The following is a 16021-nucleotide window of genomic DNA, read 5'->3' as shown; positions in this document are numbered from 1 at the left end:
TCTTTCCAGCGAACGGCGGCCCCTCATGCGTATCTCGGAAACCTGTATCAAGCGGCCGGTGTTTGCGTCGGTGCTGTCGCTGGTCATCGTGCTGATCGGCCTGATCTCGTATTCGCGCCTGACGGTGCGCGAATATCCCAAGATCGACGAACCCATCGTCTCGGTCGACACCACCTACAAGGGCGCCTCGCCCGAGGTGATCGAGTCGCAGGTGACCAAGCCGCTGGAAGACCAGCTGGCCGGCATCGAGGGCGTGGACGTGATGACCTCGCGCAGCCGCTCCGAGCGCAGCCTGATCAACATCAAGTTCAACCTGTCGCGCAATCCGGACGCCGCGGCGGCCGAGGTGCGCGACAAGGTCTCGCGCGCGCGCCGCTTCCTGCCCGACGAAATCGACGAGCCCATCATCGGCAAGGTCGAGGCCGATTCGCAGCCCATCATCTACATCGCGGTCGAGTCCGGCTCGTACTCGGCGATCCAGACCTCCGACTACATCAACCGCTACATCAAGACGCGCCTGTCGGTGCTGCCCGGCGCGGCCGAGGTGCGGGTGTTTGGCGAACGCCTGCCGTCCATGCGCATCTACGTGGACCGCGACAAGCTGGCCGCCTACGGCCTGACGGTGCAGGACGTGGAATCGGCGCTGCGCAGCCAGAACGTGGAGATCCCGGCCGGCCGCATCGAGTCGCGGGCGCGCGAATTCTCGGTGGTGTCGTCCACCGACCTGCAGACGCCGGCGCAGTTCGAGAACGTCATCGTCGCCAACGTGAAGGGCTATCCGGTGCGGCTGCGCGACGTCTCCAAGGTCGAGATCGGCGCCGCCAACGACCGCATCCTGTCGCGCTTCAATGGCAAGCCGGCCATCAACATCGGCGTGACGCGCCAGTCCACCGCCAACCCGCTGGAGCTGTCCAAGGCCGCGCGCGAGGAAGTGGCGCGGCTGAACGAGAACCTGCCCGCGGGCATGAAGCTGACCATCGCCTACGACTCGTCGGTGTTCATCGAGCGTTCCATCGACTCGGTGTTCCACACCATCGGCGAGGCCATCATCCTGGTGGTGCTGGTGATCTTCTTCTTCCTGCGCAACCTGCGCGCCAGCATCATTCCCATCGTCACCATCCCGGTGTCGCTGGTGGGCGCCTGCGCGCTGATGTATTTCTTCGGCTTTTCCATCAATACGCTGACGCTGCTGGCCATGGTGCTGGCCATCGGCCTGGTGGTGGACGACGCCATCGTGGTGCTGGAGAACATCTACCGCCACATCGAGGACGGCATGCCGCGCAGGGAAGCGGCGCTGCGCGGCTCGCGCGAGATCGGCTTCGCCGTGGTGGCCATGACCATGACCCTGGTGACGGTGTATGCGCCGCTGGCGTTCGCCACCGGCCGCACCGGACGCCTGTTCATCGAGTTCGCGCTGGCGCTGGCCGGCGCGGTGCTGGTGTCCGGCTTCGTGGCGCTGACCCTGACGCCGATGATGTGCTCGGTGCTGCTGCGCCACCAGAGCAGCCACAGCCGCTGGTACAACCTGATCGAAGGCTGGCTCAACGCGCTGAGCAATGGCTACCGCAGGAGCCTGGCACTGTCGCTGCGGCATCGCTGGGTGGTGGTGGCGATCGGCATCGCGGTGGCCGCCGGCAGCGGCGTGCTGTTCAAGGTGGTCAAGAGCGAACTGGCGCCGATCGAGGATCGCGGCGTGGTGTTCGGCATCGTCAGCTCGCCGGAAGGCGCCACGCTGAACTACACGCTCGACAGCATGCTCGGCATCGAGCAGTTCTATGCCGCCATTCCGGAAGCCAGCGGCAGCCAGGTCACGGTGGGCTTTCCCACGGTGACCGACGGCACCGCGATCCTGCGCCTGAAGCCCTGGGAAGAGCGGGGCCGCCGCCAGCAGGCCATCACGCAGGAACTGCAGCCGCTGTTCTCGTCGCTGCCGGGGGTGCGGGCGTTCCCGACCAACCCGCCGTCGCTGGGCCAGTCGGCGCGTTCCAAGCCGGTCGAGTTCATCATCATGAGCCAGGCCTCGTACGAGGAGTTGTCGCGCCTGACTGAAGTGTTCCTGACGGAGCTGCGCAAGTATCCTGGCCTGCTCAACCTGGACACCGACCTGCGTTTGAACACGCCCGAGCTGCGGGTGCGGGTGGACCGCGACAAGATGGCCGACGTCGGCACCAGCGTCGACACCGTGGGCCGCACCCTCGAATCGATGCTGGGCGGGCGCCAGGTGACCCGCTACAAGGACCAGGGCGAGCAGTACGACGTGATCGTGCAGGTCACGCCGCGCGACCGCGCCACGCCCACCGACATCTCCGGCATCCACGTGCGGGCGCGCGACGGCAGCATGGTGCAGCTGGACAACCTGGTGGCCGTGCACGAGGGCGTGTCGCCGCAGTCGCTGAACCACTTCAACCGCCTGCGCGCCGTCAAGATCGACGCCGCGGTGGCGCCGGGCTACGCGCTGGGCGAGGTGCTGGCGCACATGCACCAGGTCGCCCGCGAGGTGCTGCCCAACACGGTGGTGACCGACCTGGACGGCCAGTCGCGCGAATTCCGTGACTCGTCCGGCAGCATCTACCTGGTGTTCGCCATGGCGCTGGCCTTCATCTACCTGGTGCTGGCCGCCCAGTTCGAGAGCTGGCGCAACCCCTTCATCATCATGCTGTCGGTGCCGCTGTCCATGACCGGCGCGCTGCTGGCGCTGTGGCTGACCGGCGGCACGCTGTCGATCTACAGCCAGATCGGCCTGATCACGCTGGTCGGCCTGATCACCAAGCACGGCATCCTGATCGTCGAATTCACCAACCAGCTGCGCGACGAAGGCAAGGCCCTGTTCGAGGCCGTGACCGAGGCCAGCGTGCTGCGCCTGCGGCCGATCCTGATGACCACCGGCGCCATGGTGCTGGGCACCGTGCCGCTGGCGCTGTCCTCGGGCGCGGGCGCCGAATCGCGCCAGCAGATCGGCTGGGTCCTGGTGGGCGGGCTGATGCTGGGTACACTATTGACCTTGTTCGTCGTGCCGGTGGCCTACACCCTGATCGCCACCGCACGCAGGAAACCCGGCCCGGCCGGCAGCGCAGCGCACTCTTCGGCCGAACCGCCGGAGGGGCACGCGCCGTCGGCGTCCGCGGCCCAAGCGTCGGAATAGCTTTATGCGCCAGATCATCTTTGACACTGAAACCACCGGGCTGGATCCCGCCCAGGGACACCGCATCGTCGAAATCGGTTGCGTCGAACTGGTCAACCGGATGTCCACCGGAAGGAACCTGCACATCTACCTGAACCCGGACCGCGACAGCGACCCCGAGGCGCTGGCGGTGCACGGCCTGACCACCGAATTCCTGTCCGACAAGCCGCGCTTCGGCGAGGTGGTCGATGAATTCGTCCAGTTCGTCCAGGGCGCCGAGCTGATCGCGCACAACGCCGCGTTCGACGTCAAGTTCTTCAACGCCGAGCTGGCCAAGACCGGCCGCGGCCCGATCACCGAGTACTGCGAGACGATCACCGACTCGCTGCTGCACGCGCGCTCGCTGTTCCCCGGCAAGCGCAACTCGCTGGATGCGCTGTGCGACCGCTTCGGCATCTCCAATGCGCACCGCACGCTGCACGGCGCATTGCTCGACTCGCAGCTGCTGGCGGAAGTCTGGCTGGCCATGACCCGCGGCCAGGACGCGCTGCTGATCGACGTCGACGACAACGACGCGGGCGCGGGCGGCGGCGTGGTGCTGGCGAAGTTCGACGCCTCGGGCCTGCCGGTGGTCAAGGCTAGCGAGGCCGAGCTGGCCGAGCACGAAACCTATCTGGCGGCGCTCGACAAGTCGGTGGGCGGCGAGTGCGTCTGGCGCAAGATGGACGCGCCGGCGGCGGTCAGCTGAAGTTTTTTCGAGGCGACTTGCACACATCCAAAAAAGCGTGCTAATATTTCGCCTCTTTCGGGGTGGTTAGCTCAGTGGTAGAGCACTGCCTTCACACGGCAGGGGTCACAAGTTCGAAACTTGTACCACCCACCAAAGACCCTCGAAGAGCATCGCCAGGCTGCAAAGCGGGCAATCGCGATTCGAGACGGGGTGAAAGGTAAGCCTGACAAGGTGACGTCAATAGGCAACCCCAACAGGCAACCCCAACAGGCAACCCAACGGCACTGCCAGTCCTTTCAAGCAATGAAGCCAACCGCCCGCGGTTGGCTTTTTTGTTTTCCGCGCACGGTTTGTCGCGTGGGGGGGGCAGTGAGCGTGGGCAGTAGGATGGGAGCAGTAGGGCGGCCATTCGCGCCGCCCTTGATATGCCGCAAGCGCCGGCGCCGGGCTTGCGCGCAATCGTGCCCAGGGTTGTCTATGATGAAAGCTGAAGTCGCAGTCCTGGCCGGCAAGGCTGGGTCGCGGCGACCGGATGTGGATGCAACGGCAGAGGCCAACGCAAAAGCCAACGCAAACACAGGCTGAGACGAGAAACGCGTCGTTTACCGGGAGACCTCTATGCACCCCAGCACCAACACCATGTTGATCATCATCTGCACGGGCGTCGCGCTCATGCTGCTCGGGTTTGGACTGCGGGATCGCAACATCGGCATGGGATTGATGGGCATCGGCCTCATCACCGCCATCGGCACCATCATCTACAAGGCGTACATCACGTTCTATTGACGGCCCGCGGGCGCAGGCCGCCCGCGCGGGGTCAGGCCTTGGGCGCGGCCAGCCGCGCCGCGCGCGCCAGCAGCGTGTCGAGCTGGTTGGCGAAGGCCTTGCGGTCGGCCTGGCTGAACGAGGGCGGTCCGCCCGTGTCCACGCCGCTGGCCCGCAATTCCTCCATCATGTCCCGCACCGCCAGCCGTTCGCGGATGGTCTCCGGCGAATAGCGCTCGCCGCGCGGGTTCAGCGCCATCGCGCCTTTTTCCAGCACCTGCGCGGCCAGCGGGATGTCGCCCGTGATCACCAGGTCGCCCGCCACCGCGCGTTCGGCGATATGGGCGTCGGCCACGTCGAAGCCGCGCGGCACCTGCACCGCGCGGATCAGCGGCGACGGCGGCGTGTGCAGCGCCTGGTTCGCCACCAGCGTCAGGGGCACCTGCCAGCGCTGCGCGGCGCGGAACAGGATGTCCTTGATGACGCCCGGGCAGGCGTCCGCGTCGACCCAGATATGCATCAGCCCAGGGCCTTCTGCAGCGCCTCGGCGACGATGTCGTTGGTGCTCACGCCGCGTTCGGCGGCGGCGGCGCGCAACTGGTCCGCCTGGGCCTGCGACAGCTTCACGGGAAACGGCACCAGGCCGGCGGCCTGGTCCAGCTTGCGCTGTTCGCGGCGGTCGGGGGCCTGGGAGGCGGTGCCGAAGCGGTCGGGCGTGGCGGCTTGCTTGAGTTGGCCGGCCAGTTTCAGCGCCTGGTTCTTTTGCAGATCGAATTTGTTCATGAAGATTCCTGATTGGGAGCGCCATCATAAGCGCAAGCGCCGTCAGCGCGGTTTGGCATTCTCGAGCGCGGCCAGTCCTTCCTCGGCGCCGTCGTGCAGCGGCACGGTCAGTCCGCGCCGGGCATTGGCGACGTTGACCTGGGCGCCCTGGGGCGAACCCGCGGCCAGCAGGTCCTGTCCGGTCTGGTAGACCGCCCGCACCACCTGCAGGGCTTCGTCGCGGGTCAGGTCCGAGGTGGTCAGCAGCAGCGCCGCGGTGCCGATGGTGGCGACCGGTTCGGGTTGGTTCGGGTAGGTGCCCGCCGGTATCCCCAGCGGCATCAGCGCGTTGTCCTGCGCGGCCAGCGTCCTGACCGCGGCCGGATCGAGCGGCAGCAGCTTCAGGTGCGCCTGGGTCAGCGCGTCGCGCAAGGGCGTGGCGGGAATGCCGATGACCTGCGCGGCGGCGTCGATCGTGCCGGCGTTCAACGCCGGCAGCGAGGCGGTAAAGGGGGTGGGAACCGCCTCGTAGTCGCGTCCGGCCTGCAGGCCATGCGCCGCCAGCACGGTTTCCAGCGTGGCGCGCACCGCCGAGCCTTCCGCGCCGAGCGCGATCTTCTTGCCCTTCAGGTCACGCACGCCGCGCAGCCTGGCGTCGTCGCGCACGACGATGTGCACCATTTCGGGATAGAGGCTGCCCAGCGCCCGCAGGCCGGCGAACGGCCCCTGCGACGCGAACGGACCACGGCCTTCGTACGCCAGCTTGGCGGTGTCGGCCTGCGCCAGCCCGACCACCGCGTCGCCGCTGCGCAGCAGGGCGATGTTCTCGGCCCCGCCACCGGTGATCAGCGGCGTGACGCGGATCTGGCGGGCCTGGCCCACGGCGCCCAGGGCGCGCGCGAAGGTGACGTATTCCCCGCGATCCGGGCCGCCCGCCAGCGGATAGCCCTGCTGCATCCGCGCCAGCCGGCCGTTGATGCGCGCGACGGAGCGTTCCAGCTCCTGCTGCACCACGTGCTGCGCCGTGCTGGAGGCGCTGTAGGCGACCGAATGGGTGATCTGGTCCAGCGTGTCGAGCAGCCGTTGCGTCACGGGCGGGGGCGCGCCGGTGTCCAGCGACGGCGCCTCGGCGGCCTTGAAGCCGGCCGGGGTCACCAGCGTCCAGGCGTCGCCGTCCTTGCGGTAGATGGCGCTGGCGTGGGCGACGATTTCGTCGCCGGCCTGGTTGCCGCTGGATTTCACGCCGCTGATGCTGCGCGGGCCGGCGCCCAGCAGGGTCACCAGCGCGGCGGCGCCGGGCTGGTCCCAGGCGCCCAGCGCGATATCGCGCGTCACCGCCAGCCGCAGGTCGTAATAGACCACGCGGCGGGTTTCCCCGGCTGGCGCGCTGCTGTCGGCGGCCGACCCCATGCGCTGGAGCTGGTCGATGCGGAACAGGTCCGCGCCATAGGTGGCGGCCAGGCCGCGCTCGACGTCGGCGCGCAGCGCGTCGGCGTCGGGGGCGCGGCCGCAGGCGGCCAGCAGGAGGCACAGGGCCAGCAGCAGGAATCGCTTCAGCATGATCACATCCCTCCCACGAACGGCAGGGAGATCAACGAGGTCAGGACGATCACGTTGAGGATGTCGACCAGGAAAGCGCCCGTCACCGGCACCACGATGAAGGCCTGCGGCGCCGGGCCGTGGCGCCGCGTCAGCGCCTGCATGTTGGCGATGGCGGTGGCCGTGGCGCCCAGCGAGAAGCCGCAGAAGGCGGCCGACATGATGGCGGCCTCGTAGTCGCTCTTGAGCAACCGGAACACCACCCAGGCCGAATACAGCGCGCAGAACAGCGTCTGCACCGCCAGGATCAGCGCCAGCGGCCCGGCCAGCCGAGCCACGCTGGTCAGGTCCAGCGTCATCATCGTCATGGCCAGGAACAGCGACAGCGTGATGGTGCCGATGATCTCGGTGGCGCGGTCGTCCAGCTTCAGGCCCAGGTGCTCGCCGCCGTTGCGGATCAGCACCCCCGTCGCCAGGCACCAGAGGAAGTTGGGCAGGCTCACCGGCGCGCCTTCCACCAGCGTGGCGAGGTAGCCGCCCGCCACCAGGCAGACGAAGGCGGCGGTCATGGAGGTGATGAACGAGGCCGGCGTGGATGGGGGTTGCGCCGCCGCCAGATCGGGCGCCTCGTGGCCCGCCGCCGACTGGCGGTCCAGGCTGCCGGCCAGCTTGTGGCGGCGCATCAGCCATTCGGCGACCGGTCCGCCGACCACGCCGCCCAGCACCAGGCCGATGGTCGCCGCCGTCATGGCCAGCGCCATCACGTCCTGGATGTTGTTGACGTCGGCGAAGCGGGTGGCGTAGGCCGCGCCCGTGCCGTGGCCGCCGACCAGCGTGATGGTGCCGCCCAGCAGCCCCATCAGGGGATGCATGTCCAGCAGCCAGGCCATGCCCAGCCCCACGGCGTTCTGCAGCACCAGGAACGGAATCAGCGCCAGGAGGAAGGCGATCAGTCGCGGGCCGCCCTTGGCCAGCAGTTTCAGGTTCGCCGTCAGGCCGATGCAGCCGAAGAACAGCAGCAACAGGGTCGGCTTGATGCTGGTCTCCAGGGATACGGCATGGCCGCCCCAGGTCGACAGCGCGTAGGCGCCGATCGCGAACAGCAGGCCGCCGACGATCGGGTCGGGGATGCTGTAGCGCGCCAGTACGCCGATGCGGGTGGTCAGGACGCGGCCGATGGCCAGCACCAGGCAGCAGGCCAGCAGGGATTGGACGGGCGAGAGTGAAATCATGGAAACCTTCGCGCCCCGCGGGACGCAGCGAAGTCGGGCTGTCGGAATCGTTGCCGCCATGTCTTTCAGGGACTGCGGTCCCATCTTAACGGGGCGCCGGCGGCGCGGCACGCGCGGCAACGGACGAAAGGGGCGGGGGCACGTGGCCCCCGGGAGGTCAGAGCGGAAAGGCGCGCGCCATGTAACTGGCCTGCGGGCCGTAGCCCTCGAGCTTGGCGGCCAAGTCGCGGCCGCCGGCGGCTACCGGCGCATAGCCGTGGCGCAGCCAGTAACCCACGGCCGAGCCCAGCGACACCAGGCTGGCGCGTCGCAGGCCCGCCTGCGTGGCGTGGCCCGCCGCCGTGCGCAGCAGGGCCTGGCCCACGCCCAGGCCCTGGGCCGAGGGCGCCACGGCGCAGTCGTGCAGGAACCAGTGGTCGGCGGGCTCCGGCAGCGTGGTCAGCGGCGCGTCCAGGGTCGGCGGCAGGCCGGCGTCCCACGGGTACGAAACCAGGTAGCCCAGCAGCCCGTCGCCGGGCGCGGCGGCCTGCGCCACCCAGCAGTGCGCCGGCGCCAGCGCCAGCCGGTTGAGGAAGAAATCAGCGCTTTCCAGCAGGAAGCCCGGATAGGCGACGGCCTGGACTTCGAGGATGGCGTCCACGTCGCCGGCCAGCATGGGGCGGACTCGATATTGCATAACACCTTGTGAAAACAAGAACTTCGCGCATTTTACCGATGCCCGCGGGGATGCCCTTTCACGTCTCTTAACAAATCGGGGACAGAGGTTCACGCGACTTTATATCTCTGGCGGCCGCGCTGCCTAGAATCCCCGGAATGCGACCAGTCCTATAGCCGGGGCATTTGATGAAAATTCGACGATGGCTTGCGCATACTGCCCGGCATAACGTCCCGCATTCCAATTTCAGAGCACCATGCATATCCAATTCCGGTCCGAGTCCCAGGGGCAGCAAGTCCTGACCAAAGCGTTTCCCGTGGAAGCGATCTGGGGAACGGCGGCCGCCAACGTGCCTTACGACGCCTGCGTCACCTGCGTCATTCCGTGCCTGAACGAATGCGAGAACCTGCGCGTGCTGCTGCCGCTGCTGCGCAGCCGGTTGTCGGCGTTGTGCACCGGCTGGGAGATCATCGTCGCCGATGACGGCAGCACCGACGGCACCGAGGCGCTGATGGCCGAATGGTCCCAGTACGATGGCTTCCGCTACGTGCAGCTGTCGCGCAATTTCGGCAAGGAAGCCGCGCTCAGCGCCGGGCTCGAAAGCGCCACCGGCGACGTCGTGATCTGCCTGGACGCCGACATGCAGCATCCGCCCGCGCTGATCGAGCAGATGCTGGCCCGCTGGGCCGCCGGTGCTGAAATGGTCTACGCCGTGCGCGAAACCCGCAGCGACGAGTCCTGGATCAAGCGCACCGGCGCCCGCTGGTTCTACAAGCTGCTGAGCGGCGCCCGCGGCGTCGATGTACCGGCCCACGCCGGCGACTTCCGCCTGATGAGCCGCAACGTGGTGGACGCGCTGAACGCGCTGCCCGAGCGCACCCGCTTCATGAAGGGCCTGTACGCCTGGGTCGGTTTCAAGGGCGAGGCGCTGCCCTACACCCCCGACGAACGCATGCACGGCGACAGCCGCTTCGGCGGCATGCGCCTGGCGCGGCTGGCGCTGGATGGCCTGACCGCCTTCACCACCTGGCCGCTGCGCCTGGTCAGCCTGGTCGGCGTGCTGTTCGCCGTGCTGGCGATGGCCTACGCGGCCTACCTGGTGATCGAGTTCCTCGTGTCCGGCAACCCGGTATCGGGCTGGACCACCATCGTGACGGCGGTGCTGTTCTTCGCCGGCGTCAATCTGATCTCGCTGGGCGTGGTGGGCGAATACGTCGCCCGCATCTTCGACGAGGTCAAGGGGCGCCCGCTGTTCGTCGTGCGCCGCCGCCAGGGGCAGGCTGCCCGTCCCGGCAAGGTCGCGCACTGATGGCCGCCACGATGCAACAGCCGGCGCGTTCCGATTGGACCCCGCCGGCGGGCAGGTTCCTGCTCGCGATCGGCTTCTGGCTGGCCTTCCTGGCCTGGGTGCGGCCCCTGACGCTGCCCGACGAGGGCCGCTACGCGGGCGTCGCCTGGGACATGCTGCGCAGCGGTTCGCACATGGTGCCGCTGCTGGACGGCATGCCTTATTTCCACAAGCCGCCGCTGTACTACTGGCTGACCGAGCTGTCCTTCACCGTGTTCGGCGTGCACCCATGGGCCGCGCGCCTGCCGTCGCTGCTGGCCTCGTGGGCCGCGATCGCCGCGTTGTACGCCTTCGTGCGGCGCTACCGCGACGCCGCCACCGCCACGCTGACCGTGCTGGTGCTGGCCACCGTGCCGTTCTTCTACGGCGGTTCGCAGTTCGCCAACCTGGATATGCTGGTCGCCGGCATGATTACGCTGTGCGTGCTGGCCGCGGCCGACACCGTGCTGCGCGTCGAGCGCGGCGAGGCCTATCGCTGGATGTCGCTGGCCGCTGCCGCGCTGGCCGGCCTGGCGGTCCTGGCCAAGGGCCTGATCGGCCTGGTGCTGCCGGGCGCCATCCTGTTCGTCTGGCTGGTCTGGGGCCGCCGCTGGCGCGGCCTGGGCGCGCTGGTCTGGCCGCCCGCGCTGCTGGTGTTCGCGGTGGTCGCGGTGCCGTGGTTCGCGCTGATGCAGATCCGCTACCCCGGCTTCTACGACTACTTCTTCGTCTACCAGCATTTCCAGCGCTTCGCCGCCACCGGTTTCAACAACGCCCAGCCGTTCTGGTTCTACCTGCCCGTGGTGGTCGGACTGAGCCTGCCGTGGTCCCTGTGGGGCGGCGGCATCCTGCGCAAGGCGTTCTGGGCCGAGGGCCCGCAGCGCGATCTGCGGCGCCTGGCGCTGGTCTGGTTCGTGGTGGTGGTGGGCTTCTTCTCGCTGCCCAACTCCAAGCTGGTCGGCTACGTGCTGCCGGCGCTGCCGCCGCTGGCCTTCCTGCTGGCGGAGGTGGTCGTCGCCGCGGCCCGCCAGAAGAACGATGTCCTGACGCCGCGCTTGGTGCGCATCTGCGCCGCCGTCGGCGCCGGCATCTGCGTGCTGGCCATCGGCATCGCGGCCCACTCCGCCCGCGGTAGCGCCGGCCCGCTGGCCGCGCAGATCCGCTCGCTGCAGCAGCCCGGCGATACCTTCGTATCGCTGCATACCTATCCGTTCGATCTGGCGCTGTACGCCAAGGCCCCCAACCCCATCTGGGTGGTGGATGACTGGCTCAATCCGGAAGTGCCGGTGCGCGACAACTGGCGCAAGGAACTCTACGACGCCGCCAAGTTCGAGCCCCAGGTCGGCAAGCAGGTGCTGATCAGCGCCGCCGAATTCCAGGCCCGCCTGTGCGCGGCGCCCGACGGGGCGCGCTTCTGGGTCTGGGGCACGGCGTCGGATGCCGGCAACTACGCGGCGCTGGCCGGCCGGGAGCCGACCGCGACCAGCGTGAAATACCTGCTCTGGAAGGTGGTAGCGGACGTGGCTTTCAAGCAGCGGGTTTGTGGCGGAACGCCCAAAGCCGGCTCGTGATGAAGGTGGCGACCGCCAGGCCGATCAGGATGAGCGCCAGCAGGATGTCGTAGCGAACAGCGGTTACCCGTAGCAACCAGGCGTAAGCCGATTCATTGATGACGAAGCCGATGGCTGAAATGAAGAAGAAACGGCGAACTGCTATGGTCCAGGGGGTTGTCGAATGCCTGAACGTGAGCCGGTAATGCCCGCTGAAGGACACAATGAACGCCACCAGCCAGCCGATCAGGTTGGCCAGGAGTGGCGCGGCGCCGAAGGCTTCCACGCTGGCGACGGCGATGCCCCAGTGGGTGGCGGCCGCTGCGCATCCGACGGCGATGAACAGGCTGACTTGTTGAAGCAGGGCGCGCATGCGGGGCGTGTCGAGGAAAAAAGGCGGGGTGAGAGCTTGACCAAGCGCATTGTGGTCTGCGGTGATGATTTTGGCATGAATGCCGACATTGATGAAGGCATGATCGTGCTGGCGGGCATGGGCCGGCTGAGCGCGGTCAGCTGCCTGTCGCTGGGACCGACCTTCGTCGCCAACGCCCCGCGCCTGGCGGCGCTGGATGCCGATCTCGGCCTGCACGTGAACTTCACCGAGCCGCTCGGCTCGGGCGCCGACGCGGACCTGCCGTCGCTGTCGCGCCTGATCCTGCGCGCCTATGCCGGGCGCCTGGACGCGGACTGGGTCGACCAGCACCTGACGCGCCAGTTCGATGCGTTCGAGGCCGCTTTCGGCCGCGCGCCCGATTACGTGGACGGACACCAGCACGTGCACCAGCTGCCGATCATCCGCGATCGCCTGCTGCGCCTGCTCAAGCAGCGCTACGGCGCCCGCATGCCGTGGCTGCGCCAGACCGCGCCGGGCCTGCTGTGCGGCATTCCGCTCAAGGAATCCTTCAAGGCTCGCGTCATCGGCGCGCTGGGCGCGGCCGCGCTGAGCCGCCAGGCCCGCGACGAAGGCCTGCGCACCAACCGCCGGCTGCTGGGCGTCTACGGTTTCGAAGGCGGCAAGCGGCGCTACGCCGACCTGCTGCAGAACTGGCTGTTCAATGCCCGTGATGGCGATCTGCTGATGTGCCATCCGGCCAAGGACAGCCGCGGCGACAGCGCCATGGCGCGTCAGCGCCGCGCCGAATTCGACGTGCTGGCCTGCCCCAAGCTGGGCGACTGGCTGGCCGCCAACGGCGTGCGCATCTCGCGCCTGCCGCTCAGCGCGCGCTAGCCATTCTTCCAGGATTGCCAGGCGCGTCGGGCTGCATGGCCGGCGCCTGATTCATCCAGTCATCAAGCCCGCGTCAGGCTCTGCAGCAGCCAGGCGCCGGCGGGCCCCAGCGGTCGGCGGGTCGACCACACCGCGTCCACCCGGATCTGGCGCGGCCAGCCCGGCACCGCCAGTTCCACCAGTTGTCCGCGGCCGAAGCGTTGCAGCATCCAGCGCGGCAGCTCGGTCCAGCCGAATCCCAGCATGGCCATTTCCAGCAGCATCAGGTAGCCCGGCGCCGACCAGGTCGACTGCGACGGCGCCGGGTCCTTGTCGTCCAGCTCGTAGGTGCTCAGGCGCAGTTCGCGTTCGGTCTTCAGGTGATCCTGCGTGACGCCGGACAGCGTCGCCAGCGGATGGCCGCGGCCCACGCACAGCACGATCTCCGAGGCCTCGCGCAGCGTCGCGTGGGCCATGTCGGGCGGATAGCTTTCCTGCGCCGCCATCAGCCCCAGGTGGGCGCGGCCCTGCTGCACCAGCGCCACCACGTCCTCGTATTCCGCGATCAGGCATTCGAAGCGCAGCGCCGGATAGCGCTGGTCGATCTGGCTGAGCATGTTCTCAAAGGTTTCGGATTGAAACGTGTCCGACAGCACCACCGTCAGGCGCGGTTCCAGTCCGGCCGAAAGCTGGCTGGCGCTGCGGTTCAGGCGGTCATTGGCCGCCAGCACCTGCAAGGCCTGGCCCAGCAGCACCTGGCCGGCCTCGGTCAGCGCTGGCTGGCGCTGGCCGCGGTCGAACAGCGTCACGTTCAGGTCGACCTCGAGATTGGCGATGGTCTCGCTGACGGTGGACTGGCTCTTGCCCAGCTTGCGGGCCGCGGCCGAGAACGTGCCTTCAGCGGCCACCTGGGCGAAGGTGGCCAGGGATTCGAGGGAATGGCGCATGGCGGCGAGCGTCTTTGCTATCGGATTTTCCGATGGATATTATCTTTATGGTACCGGAAATATCGTCGAAAATCGTCGGGTTACTCAAGCAACCGACCTCGGAGTGGGTCATGACGCAAGCCAAGAAATCCATCAAAGAGCGTTTTTTCCACGCTTTCCTGTTCGAAATCCTCGCCATCGGCCTGTGCGCGCCGGTGGCCGCCTGGGCCATGGGCAAGTCGCTGTTCGAAATGGGCGTGCTGACCGCCGTGATCGCCTGGATCGCGCTGCTCTGGAACATGATCTACAACGCCGGCTTCGACCGCCTCGAGAACCGCCTGGGCATCACCCGCAACCTGCGCGTGCGCGTGATCCACGCGTTCGGCTTCGAGCTGGGGCTGATCCTCATCGTGATCCCGCTGGCCGCCTGGTGGCTCAGCATCAGCCTGTGGCAGGCTTTTGTGCTGGATATCGGGCTGGTGCTGTTCTACCTGCCGTACGCCTTCTTCTACAACCTGGGGTACGACCGCGCCCGTCCGCGCGTGATGGCCTGGCTGGCGCGCGGCGCCAAGGACGCCGCGCCGGCTCCCGCTACGCGTCAATCACCTTGCGCGTGAACATTTCCAGGTAATCCATCAGCGAATCCGCGCCCTGGATGGCCGCGGCTTCGTCGCCGGTGGCGATGCCGGCGGCCATGGCCATGTGGCGGCGCGCGCCCTCGGCGATGTCGCCCTCGTGCTGGTAGGCGTACCAGAAGCGCCGGCACTGGATGATCAGCGGTTCCACCGCGTTCACCGCCGACACGTTGCGGCAGGCGCTGTGGCAGACGTGGTCGAGCAACTGGTCGGCCTGCATGTAGTCGTCCAGGTTGCCGCCCTCGGCCGCGCGCACCATCTGCGTGGCGCACTCGACGATCTGGGCGCGCTGCGCCGGCGTGGCGCGGCGCGCGGCGCTGGCGGCGATCAGCTGTTCCAGCGCCCGCCGGGTCTGGATCAGGTCCATGTGGTCGGCCAACTGGATCATCGACACCCGCAGGCCGCGCCGCGGCTCCTGGCGGATCAGGCCGGCCGCCACCATGCGCAGCAAGGCTTCGCGCAGCGGGGTGCGGCCCAGGCCGGTCTTTTCGACCAGATCGGCTTCCACCACCGCGCTGCCCGGCTGCAATTGCAGGGTGGCGATCATGCTTTCGATCTGGTCATAGGCGACGTCGGCCGCGCGCCGTTTGGGTTCTGCTCCTGCCATCAACGGTTGTCTTCCTTCGTTTTGCGCCACTGCGTGTAGGCCAGCCATTCGCCGACGAACCCGCGCCGGAAGAACGACACGCACAGCACGAAAATCAACCCGATGACGATGGTGACGACATCGCCCAGGGTGGCCAGGTAATTCTGCAGGCTGACGACCAGCGTGGCGCCCACCACGGGGCCCCACACGGTGCCGATACCGCCCAGCAGCGTCATCAGCAGCACTTCGGTGGAGGTGGCCAGCGACACGTCGTTGAGCGCCACCAGCTGCAGCACCAGCGCCTTGAGCGAACCGGCCAGGCCGGCCACCGAGGCCGACAGCACGAACGCCAGCAGCTTGCACCGATCCGTATCGTACCCCAGCGAAATCGCCCGCGGCGCGTTGTCGCGGATGGTCTTGAGCACCTGTCCGAAGGGCGAATGGATGACCCGGTAGACGAACAGGAACCCCAGCACGAACACGCCCAGCGTGAAGTAATACATGTTGGTGTCGGCGCTCAGGTCGACCAGGCCCAGGAACTTGCCGCGCGGAATGCCCTGCATGCCGTCCTCGCCGCGCGTCCACCTGACCTGCACCGCCATGAAATAGGCCACCTGCGACAGGGCCAGCGTGATCATGGCGAAATAGATGCCGGTGCGGCGGATCGCCAGCCAGCCGATCGCGTAGCCGATGGCGGCGGCCATGGCCACGCCGCACAGGATGGCCAGCTCCGGCGGCATGCCGGCGGCGCCGTACAGGATCATCATCTCGCCGGCGGCATAGCCGGCCCAGCCGAAGAAGGCGGCGTGGCCGAACGACACCAGGCCGGTGAAGCCGGTCAGCAGGTTGAACGCCAGCGCGAACAGCGCGAAGCACAGCACCTTCATGACGAACACCGGGTACACCACCTGCGGGAACCACGGAACCAGCAGCGCCGGCACCAGCAGCAGCGCCAGGATGCGGATGGAAAGAGGGAAGCGCGACAC

16 protein-coding genes and 1 tRNA gene are annotated in these 16021 nt (G+C 68.1%); 8 read left to right on the top strand and 9 right to left on the bottom strand.

Translation table 11 applies throughout. The annotated features are described in order from the left end of the window. The first annotated feature begins 25 nt into the window (after nt 1-25). From AC1HFW_RS17005 to AC1HFW_RS16990, 4 genes are all read left to right on the top strand, one after another. Nucleotides 26-3142, top strand: coding sequence for an efflux RND transporter permease subunit (locus AC1HFW_RS17005; RefSeq protein ID WP_479284535.1), 3117 nt, complete (start codon nt 26-28; stop codon nt 3140-3142). Nucleotides 3143-3146: 4 nt separating this feature from the next. Then, nucleotides 3147-3869 carry a DNA polymerase III subunit epsilon gene (gene dnaQ, locus AC1HFW_RS17000; protein ID WP_006392876.1) on the top strand — a complete coding sequence of 241 codons (723 nt, stop codon included), beginning with the start codon at nt 3147-3149 and terminating at the stop codon, nt 3867-3869. A 60-nt stretch (nt 3870-3929) separates the two neighbouring features. After that, a tRNA-Val gene (locus tag AC1HFW_RS16995) sits at nt 3930-4004 on the top strand. A 465-nt stretch (nt 4005-4469) separates the two neighbouring features. Next, nucleotides 4470-4637, top strand: coding sequence for a hypothetical protein (locus AC1HFW_RS16990; protein ID WP_006392877.1), 168 nt, complete (start codon nt 4470-4472; stop codon nt 4635-4637). Between the two features lie 31 nt (nt 4638-4668). On the opposite strand, the gene AC1HFW_RS16985 is transcribed toward AC1HFW_RS16990, so the two are convergent. The 5 genes from AC1HFW_RS16985 to AC1HFW_RS16965 form a co-directional block, all read right to left on the bottom strand. Further along, nucleotides 4669-5136 (bottom strand): YaiI/YqxD family protein, encoded by a 468-nt coding sequence (locus tag AC1HFW_RS16985; protein WP_006392878.1) that lies wholly within the window; start codon nt 5134-5136, stop codon nt 4669-4671. Then, on the bottom strand, nt 5136-5399 hold the full coding sequence (locus tag AC1HFW_RS16980; protein ID WP_006392879.1) for a ribbon-helix-helix protein, CopG family: 264 nt from the start codon (nt 5397-5399) through the stop codon (nt 5136-5138). Before AC1HFW_RS16980 ends, AC1HFW_RS16985 begins: the two co-directional genes overlap by 1 nt. 42 nt (nt 5400-5441) lie before the next feature. Beyond that, the gene (locus AC1HFW_RS16975) at nt 5442-6944 is read right to left on the bottom strand and encodes a TAXI family TRAP transporter solute-binding subunit (RefSeq protein ID WP_479284530.1); all 1503 of its coding nucleotides are present in this window, start codon (nt 6942-6944) and stop codon (nt 5442-5444) included. Further along, complete coding sequence (gltS, locus tag AC1HFW_RS16970) at nt 6941-8149, bottom strand: sodium/glutamate symporter (RefSeq protein ID WP_006392881.1); 1209 nt, start codon at nt 8147-8149, stop codon at nt 6941-6943. Before gltS ends, AC1HFW_RS16975 begins: the two co-directional genes overlap by 4 nt. Nucleotides 8150-8306: 157 nt before the next feature. After that, a complete protein-coding gene (locus tag AC1HFW_RS16965) occupies nt 8307-8804 on the bottom strand; it encodes a GNAT family N-acetyltransferase (RefSeq protein ID WP_479286517.1) in 498 nt (165 codons plus the stop codon). A gap of 256 nt (nt 8805-9060) precedes the next feature. Between AC1HFW_RS16965 and AC1HFW_RS16960 the strand changes: the two genes are divergently transcribed. Both AC1HFW_RS16960 and AC1HFW_RS16955 read left to right on the top strand, forming a co-directional pair. Beyond that, nucleotides 9061-10113, top strand: coding sequence for a glycosyltransferase family 2 protein (locus AC1HFW_RS16960; protein WP_241074270.1), 1053 nt, complete (start codon nt 9061-9063; stop codon nt 10111-10113). Next, a complete protein-coding gene (locus AC1HFW_RS16955) occupies nt 10113-11702 on the top strand; it encodes an ArnT family glycosyltransferase (protein WP_479284527.1) in 1590 nt (529 codons plus the stop codon). Before AC1HFW_RS16960 ends, AC1HFW_RS16955 begins: the two co-directional genes overlap by 1 nt. Here AC1HFW_RS16955 and AC1HFW_RS16950 read toward each other — a convergent pair. Then, on the bottom strand, nt 11659-12054 hold the full coding sequence (locus tag AC1HFW_RS16950) for a GtrA family protein (RefSeq protein ID WP_479284525.1): 396 nt from the start codon (nt 12052-12054) through the stop codon (nt 11659-11661). The two genes, AC1HFW_RS16955 and AC1HFW_RS16950, sit on opposite strands and share 44 nt — an antisense overlap. Nucleotides 12055-12090: 36 nt before the next feature. Here AC1HFW_RS16950 and AC1HFW_RS16945 point away from each other — a divergent pair, with 36 nt between their 5' ends. Then, entirely contained in the window at nt 12091-12909 is an 819-nt protein-coding gene (locus AC1HFW_RS16945) for a ChbG/HpnK family deacetylase (RefSeq protein WP_479284523.1), read from the top strand. A gap of 62 nt (nt 12910-12971) precedes the next feature. Here the strand turns inward: AC1HFW_RS16945 and AC1HFW_RS16940 are convergent, their stop codons facing one another. Then, nucleotides 12972-13835: a LysR family transcriptional regulator gene (locus tag AC1HFW_RS16940; RefSeq protein ID WP_006392887.1), complete on the bottom strand. Its 864-nt coding sequence runs from the start codon at nt 13833-13835 to the stop codon at nt 12972-12974. Between the two features lie 110 nt (nt 13836-13945). Here AC1HFW_RS16940 and AC1HFW_RS16935 point away from each other — a divergent pair, with 110 nt between their 5' ends. Further along, on the top strand, nt 13946-14431 hold the full coding sequence (locus AC1HFW_RS16935) for a multidrug/biocide efflux PACE transporter (RefSeq protein ID WP_006392888.1): 486 nt from the start codon (nt 13946-13948) through the stop codon (nt 14429-14431). Here the strand turns inward: AC1HFW_RS16935 and AC1HFW_RS16930 are convergent. Both AC1HFW_RS16930 and AC1HFW_RS16925 read right to left on the bottom strand, forming a co-directional pair. Further along, nucleotides 14406-15056 (bottom strand): GntR family transcriptional regulator, encoded by a 651-nt coding sequence (locus AC1HFW_RS16930; protein WP_006392889.1) that lies wholly within the window; start codon nt 15054-15056, stop codon nt 14406-14408. The two genes, AC1HFW_RS16935 and AC1HFW_RS16930, sit on opposite strands and share 26 nt — an antisense overlap. Then, nucleotides 15056-16021 (bottom strand): branched-chain amino acid ABC transporter permease, encoded by a 966-nt coding sequence (locus AC1HFW_RS16925; RefSeq protein WP_479284521.1) that lies wholly within the window; start codon nt 16019-16021, stop codon nt 15056-15058. The genes AC1HFW_RS16930 and AC1HFW_RS16925 overlap by 1 nt, the downstream gene beginning before the upstream one ends.

Source organism: Achromobacter sp. ISS7, assembly GCF_056523125.1.
This window is presented reverse-complemented; position numbering and strand designations above follow the sequence as displayed.